1 protein-coding gene and 1 pseudogene are annotated in these 7,644 nt (G+C 73.7%); both read right to left on the reverse strand.

Annotation, left to right across the window (positions count from 1 at the left end; genetic code table 11):
• Window positions 1-6,184, reverse strand: a 6,184-nt coding sequence (locus A8W25_RS30510; RefSeq protein WP_158942821.1) for an amino acid adenylation domain-containing protein, incomplete at its 3' end; no start/stop codon positions are given.
• A gap of 16 nt (window positions 6,185-6,200) precedes the next feature.
• Window positions 6,201-7,517 (reverse strand): annotated as a pseudogene (locus A8W25_RS35870) (condensation domain-containing protein); the annotation flags it as partial.
• Window positions 7,518-7,644: the final 127 nt, after the last annotated feature.

Genomic DNA, 7,644 nt, shown 5'->3' on the forward strand with positions numbered 1-7,644 from the left:
CGTCGAGCACGGAGGGCAGCCGGTCCGGCGCGTCCTCGGGCACATCGGCGGAGGCGCCCAGGCGCGCGTCGGGCACGAGCCCTCGCAGCGCCGCCTCGTCGAAGGTGCGCATCAGGGCGATCTGGCCGTGCTCGCCGCCGAGGAAGTCCGCGAGGGTGCGCAGGGCTTCCTCGGGGTCCAGGGAGTCGATGCCCGCCGCCGCCATGCGCGCGCGGTAGAAGTCGTCGCTGACGACGCCCGCCACACCCCAGTAGCCCCAGTTGACGGACTTCACCACGGGACGGGCGGCGCCCGGCGCGGTGGCCCACCGGTCCGCGAGGTCCAGGGCCAGCGCGTCCTTGAACGTGCACCCGGCCGCGTAGTTGGCCTGGCCCGCGTCCCGTACGAAGCTCTCCACCGAGGAGAAGAAGAGGACGAAGTCCAGCGGCTCGGCGCCGAACACCCGGGCGAGGTGGACGCCCACGTCGACCTTGGCGGTCAGCGCCGCGCGGAACCGCTCCTCGTCCATGTTGGCCAGCGTCTTGTCCGCCAGCACGATCGCGGAGTGGACCACGCCGTCGATCCGGTCGTGGCGCTCCTTGATGCGCCGGTACGCGGCGGCCAGGGCCGCCTCGTCGCTCGCGTCCGCCTGCACGTAGAGGGGCTCCCCGGCGCCGACGGCCCGCGCCCGGGCCGCCAGGTCGGCGAGGGAGGCCGCGACGGCGCCTTCGAGCGGGCGGCGGCCGATCCAGACGATCGCCGCCCGGTGGTGCTCGACCATGTGGCGGCTCCACAGCTCACCGATCCCGCCCGCGCCGCCCACGACGACATAGCGGCCGCCGTCCCGGTAGGGCGCGGTGGCGGGGGTGAGCGGGGCGACGGGCCGCAGCTCCTGGGCCAGCCAGCGGCCGTCGCGCAGGGCGAGCGTGGTTCCGGCCGGGACGGTGGGCAGGGCGAGTCCGGCCGCGCGCAGCGCGTCGCCGGGCGCTGCGGCGGGCAGGTCGAGGAGGCGGACCGTCCAGCGGGTGTGCTCCTTGGCGGCGCTGCCAAGCAGCCCGTGCACGCCGGCGTGGGTCGCCGCGACCAGGTCGCGGGCCTGCGCGCGCTGGGTGGCGAAGGTGAGCGCGGTCCAGGTCAGCGACTTGGTGCCGAGGCCCAGCGACAGCAGCGCCCGCACCAGGCGGTACACCTCGACAGTGCCCCGCTCCTGGCCCGCGACGGGATCGGGCCCATCGTGCGGCGCCACCCAGAGGAGGTGCGCGGGCTTCCGCCCGGTGCTGCGGATCCGCTCGGCGATCTCCGCCACGGAGGCACCTGCGGGCAACTCCACCAGCCGGTGTCCGGGTACCAACGCCCCGAGCTCGTCGCGCAGTCGCCGGTCGGCGTCGAAGACGAGCACCTCACCGGGCGGGCCCGCCACCGCACCACCGGCAGAAGGGAGTTCGCCGCGCTTGGGCTCCCAGACGGGCAGGAGGGTGCGCAGGGCCGAGGGCCGGCCGCCGTCCCTCTTCCCGTCGAGCGCACGGTAGGCGAGGCCCCGCAGCGCGGCGCAGACCCGCCCGTCCGCGTCGGTGAGGTCGATGTCGAGCACCTGGCCCGCGCCCTCGGCCCGCTCCCCGGGCGCCGGGCGCACCCAGGCGTACATCTCCTCCTCGCACTCCGCGAAGACGTCGAGCCGGTCGAGCGCGAACGGCACCGGTGTGGCCGACGCCTCCCGGGGCCGCGACGCCGCGCCCGCCTCCGTATCGAACCGGGGGTCGAGGCCGAGCGAGGCGTGGATCGCCGCGTCCAGGAAGCCCGGGTGCAGCGCGTACGACTCCAGGGAGCCGCCCGACGCTTCCGGCAGCCGCAGCTCGGCCAGCACCTCGCGCCGCCCGTCGGGGGCGCCCCGGTGCAGGGTGCGCACCAGCCGGAAGCCGGGGCCGTAGGCGACTCCCGCGCGGGCGATGCAGGTGTAGCACTCGTCGCCCGACAGCGGGCGCGACCGCAGGGCGGCGCGCAGCCGGTCGAGCCCGACCGTGGGCCGCTCGGTGTGGGGCGCGGCCGTCGCGCGTCCCTGGACGTGGACTTGTCCGCCGTCCTGGGCCGAGCCGGTCAGCTCGAAGCGGGGCGAGCCCGGCGCCGCGTCCTCGGTCAGAGTGAACTCGACGGTGCGGCCCTCGCCGCCGACGGCCACGGGCCGTACCCAGCTGATGTTCTTCAGCGTGACCCGCGATCCGGCGGCGGGCAGCGCACGGCGCACGGCCGTGTACGCCATCTCCAGGCTCGCCACGGCCGGGAGCAGCCGCTTCCCGTCGACCACGTGGTCGCGGAGCAGAAACTCCTCGCCGGTGAACCGGGTGCGGTAGCGGACCGCGCCGAGCCCCGACACGTTCTCGTGGAGCAGGGGGTGCGCCGGAGCGTGCCCGGACGTCTGGACCGCACGGGCCGGCCACGGGTGGACCATCCGGCTGAACGGGTAGGTGGGCAGACTGGTCCGCCGGCCCGCCGCGGTCCTGGCCAGCTTCGGCCACTCGACGTCGGCGCCCTGCGCCCACGCCTGGGCGAGCTTCTTCAGCTTTGCCTTCTCCTCGCCCTTCTCCAGCCAGCGGGCGACCTTGGCGGCGCCGGGACCGTCGGCGGCGCCACCGCGGGGCACCTCGCCCGTGAAGCGACGGGCCGATTCCCGGCCGTCGAGGAACAGCGCGAGCTCGTCGGCGAGTTCACCCAGGTCACGGACGACGAACGCCACCCGGTGGGCCATCGCCACCCGGCCCACCTGGAGCGTGTATGCCACATCGCGCAGTCGCAGCGTGGGCCTCGGGTCCTCCAGGGCCTCCCGCAGCTCTCGCGCGTAGGCGGCCAGGTTGTCCCGGGTGCGCGCGGACAGCGGGACCAGCTGCGGGGAGCGGTCGTCGGCGGCGGGCGCGGCGGCCGCGTACTCCTCGAAGATCGCGTGCGCGTTGCTGCCACCCAGGCCGATGGAGCTCTGCGCCGCCCGGCGCGGGTCCGCGCCGCGCGGCCAGTCCCGCCGCCGGTCGACGACGTGGAACGGTGACCGCTCCAGTTTCAACTGGGGGTTGGGACGCGTGTAGTTGAGGGTGGGGGCGAGCTCGCCGTGGTAGAGGCTGAGCAGCACCTTGACGGTCCCGGCGAGCCCGGCGGCCGAGTCGAGGTGACCGAGGTTGGACTTCACCGAGCCGATGCCGCAGTAGCCGGTCTCGTCGGTGGTCTCGCGGTACGCCTCGGTCAGCGCGGCCAGCTCCACGGGGTCGCCGAGCTTGGTGCCGGTGCCGTGCGCCTCCACGTACCCGATGGAGCGTGCGTCGATACCGGTCTGCTCCAGGGCCCGGCGGATCACCCGGCTCTGCCCGTCGACGCTCGGGCTGTAGAAGCCGGTGGCCTGGGCGCCGTCGCTGTTGGTCGCCACACCGCGCAGCAGGCCGTAGATGTGGTCACCGTCCGCGACGGCGTCCTTGGCGCGGCGGATCAGCAGGGCGGCGACGCCCTCGCCGCCGACCATGCCGTCGGCGTCGGCGTCGAACGCCTTGACGCGGCCGTCGCCGGAGAGGTTCAGGCCGGGCTGGTGGACGTAGCCACGCCCGTCGGCGCCGGCCGCCGAGGCCGCCGCGACCAGGGCGAAGCCGGTCTCGCCGCTCTGCACCGCGCGGGCCGCCAGCGAGAGGGCGCTCAGCGAGGACGAGCAGTTGGAGTGGACGGACAGGCTCGGGCCGCCGAAGCCGAGCTGGTACGAAATCATCGAGGCGACCGTGCCGCTCTGGCACATCACCCACGACAGGTACTGCTGCGGGTCCTCGATCACGGGCGCCGCGTCCGGGGCGGGCGCTCCGTAGAAGTGGTTGCCACTGGTGACGTAGACAGCGGTGTCCGGGATGTCGCGGTGGTCGTAGCCCGCGTCCTCGACGGCTTTCCAGGCGTGCAGCAGCAGCTGGCGGAACTGCGGGTCCATCAGGGCGACGTGGTTCGGCGAGAGCCGGAAGAACTCGCCGTCGAAGACGTCCTTGTCGGCGAGGGCGGAGCGCAGCGGCACGTAGCCGGGCTCGCGCAACACCCGCTCGGGCACCCCGGCCCCGCGCAGCTCCTCCTCGGTCCAGAACCGGGTGGTGCCGTCGCCGCGCCGCAGGTCCTGCCAGAACCGCCAGTGGTCCCCCGCATCCCCGAAACGGCAGGCGATGCCGACGATCGCCACGGCGTCGTCGGGCAGGTCCGCGGCGGCCTCCGGGGCCAGGACAACGGTCTCCTCGGCCCGCACGGCCGGGGTGGGCGGTGCCGCGTGCTCGTGCACGAATGCGGCGATGCTGCGGGCGCTGGCGTACTTGAAGAGGTCGGCCGCCGCGAACGGCACGCCGAGGCGGTCGGTGATGCGCTCGGCGAGCACCACGGCCGCGAGCGAGTTGCCGCCCACCTCGAAGAAGGAGGCGGTGGCACCGATGTCGCGGACCTGGAGGACATCCTGCCAGCAGGCGAGGACCCGCTCCTCGATCTCGGCGAGCGGCGTCTGCCCACGGGCCGGGACGGGCGCGGCAGGCGCGGGCGCGGGCGCGAGAGAGATCTCACGCCGCATCAGCGCGTTGCGGTCCACCTTGCCGCTGCCCGTCAGCGGAATGTCGTCGATCGGCACGTAGAAGTCCGGGACCATGTACGACGGGAGCCTCTCGCGCAGATGAGCCTTGAAGTCGGCCGCGCCCGCCGTGCGGCCCGCGCCCGGCCGGTAGTAGGCGACGAGCTGCTTGGCCGCGTCCTCGCCGCGCGCCACCACAACGCACTCGGCGACGGCCGCGTGACGGCCCAGGTGATACTCGATGTCGCCCAGTTCGACCCGGTTGCCCCGGATCTTGACCTGGAAGTCGAGCCGCCCGAGGTAGTCGATCTCGCCGTCCTCGTTCCAGCGCGCCAGGTCCCCGGTGCGATAGAGCCGTGCGCCCGCGACCACGGGGTGGGGCACGAACTTCTCGGCCGTGAGCTCGGGGCGGTTGACGTACCCCTCGGCCAGCCCCGTCCCGGCGATGCACAGCTCGCCCGGCTCGCCCTCGGCCACCGGCCGCAACCGCTCGTCCAGGATGAGGACTTCAGTGTTGGCGATCGGCTTGCCGATGGTGATGGGCGCGTCGGGCCGCACCAGGGTGCCGGTCGAATAGACGGTGGTCTCGGTCGGGCCGTACAGGTTCCAGGCCTCGGTGCCGGTGCTCAGGAAGTGGTCCTTGAGCGTCCGGGACAGAGCCTCGCCGCCGGTGAAGATCCGGACGCCCTCGGTGTTGCGCCAGCCCGAGTGGAACAGCATGCTCCAGGTCGCCGGGGTGGCCTGCATGACCGTGGGGCGCACCTGCCCGATGCGCTCCTTCAGCCGGCCGACGTCCTTGATCGTCGCGCTGTCGCACACATAGCAGCGCCCACCCGTGACCAGCGGCAGGAACAGCTCGACCTGCGCCATGTCGAAGCTGACGGTGGTGACCGCGAACAGCGTGTCGGTGCGGCCGAGTCCGGGCTCGACGGCCATCGAGCGCAGCAGGTTGGTGAAGCCCCGGTGCGGGATCATCACGCCCTTGGGCTTGCCGGTGCTGCCGGAGGTGTAGATGACGTACGCGAGGTCCGACTCGGTCACCGTCACCCCGGGCCGCTCGCCCCGCGCGGCGGCCGCCGCGAGCTCGTCCCGCTGCTCGTCGAGGACCACGAGGCCGCCCGGCGCCGCCGCACGCGCCTGGGCCGGCCGCGCGTCGAGCAGGGCCTGGGCCCGGTCCTTGAGCCGGGCCTGGGTGACGACCAGCGAAGTGCCGCTGTCCCCCACGATGTCGGACAGCCGCGCGGCGGGCAGCTCCGGGTCCAGCGGAACGTAGGCGGCGCCCGCCTTGAGGATGCCGAGCAGCGCCGCGACCATCGCGGCCGAGCGGTCGAGGAAGACCGTCACCAGGTCGTTCGGGCGCACGCCCCGCGCCACCAGATGGGCCGCCAGCGCGTCGCTGCGGCGGCGCAGTTCGTCGTACGTGAGGATCTCGTCCGCACCGGTCACCGCGACCGCGTACGGGGTCCGGGCCGCCGCCGCGTCGAACAGGTCGTGCGCGCACGGTCCGTCGGCCGCCGTCACCGCGGTGTCGGCGCCGAACATCGCGCGCAGGCCGTCGAGGCGGGCCTCCGGGTCGGCGGTGACGACTTCGAGGCAGGCCGTCGAGGCGGGCCTCCGGGTCGGCGGTGACGACTTCGAGGACACGCCGGTAGCGGTCGCCCAGGCCCGCCACGAAGTCGGCGCCGAACAGCTCGGGGTGGTACTTCCAGTGCAGCGCGTACCCGTCGCCCTTGCCCCACACCTCGACGGACAGCTCGTACTCGCCCTCCTGGTGCACTTCCTCGACCAGCTCGTAGGGGCGGTCCGGGCCCGAGAAGCCGTCGAGCACGTCCTGGAAGACGAACGCGGTCTGGAAGACCGGCGAGCGGCCGGACTGCGCTGTCTGGGCCAGATCGCGGGTGAGCGCGGCGAACGGGTAGCTGTGCAGCATCCCGTCGACGACCTCGCGCTGCACCTGGGACACCAGCTGCCCGAAGGTCGTGCCCTTGGAGAGGGCCACCCGTACGGGCATCATGTTGATCATGAGTCCCATGGCGTCGGCGAGTTCGTCGCCGCCCCGCTCGTTCACGGGCATCCCGACGACGACCTCGCGCTCGGCGGAGTAACTGGCGAGCGTCACGGCGTACGCGGCGAGCATGACCGTGGAGACGAAGGTGCGCCCTGCGGTAGCCATCTCCTTGACGGCGTCGGCGAGTTCGCCGGACAGCTCGCTGAAGCGGGTCTCTCCGGCGAACCGGTCGGCGACCTCGGCGTGCGGCCGGTCGGTGGGCAGGCTCAGCGCGGCGGACAAGCCCGCCAGCTTCTGCCGCCAGTAGTCGAGCAGCTCCGCGCGGCGACCCGGCAGCGTCGCGCGCTCCTCGCGCACGAACGCCTCGAAGTCCGAGCCCGCGCGGGCCGCTTCCGGCTCTCCCCCGGCCAGCAGCGTCTCGTATGTGTCGAACAGCGACTGGGCGAGGAGCCGGGCCGAACTGCCGTCGAAGACGAGGTGGTGGACGCTGACGAGCACGATCGAGGTGTCCGCCGGGCGGGCGAAGACCCGGATCCGCAGCAGCGGCTCCCCTTCCATGGCGAACGGCCGCTTGTGCTCGGCCTCCACGGCCTCCAGCATCCGGGCCTCGGTCAGCGCGCGCAGATCCACGCGCGCGTAGTCGAGTTCGCGGTCCGGATCGACCGACTGCACCGGCCGGTCGCCCTCGCGGCCCAGGACCGTGCCCAGCACCGGATGCCGCCGGACCACCGATCGGCAGGCCCGCTCGAACACCGCCTCGTCGAGCCCGGAGACCCTGAAGCAGAGCGGGACGTTGTACGCGGCCATCCGCGGATACGCCTTCTGGAGCGCCCAGAGACCGTGCTGGCCCTCGGAGAGCTCGTACGTCCGCGCGCCCGCCCTGAGCCGCCGCAGAAGGTCCCCGACCTCGCTGTCGGTGACCTTGCCCGCCCTGTAGTCGGCGATGAGGGCGCTGAGCTCGTGCTTCACTTCTGAGTTCTCTCTCCGTCGAGGAGCGCGATGGCGTCGTCGAGGTCCAGGTCGCCGTCACCGAGGCGCTCCAGCACCTCCAGGACCTCGGACTGCGGGGCGGTTTCCGGGGCGGGGCGGGTACGGC

The organism is Streptomyces sp. ERV7 (assembly GCF_001653515.1).
Taxonomy (GTDB): domain Bacteria; phylum Actinomycetota; class Actinomycetes; order Streptomycetales; family Streptomycetaceae; genus Streptomyces.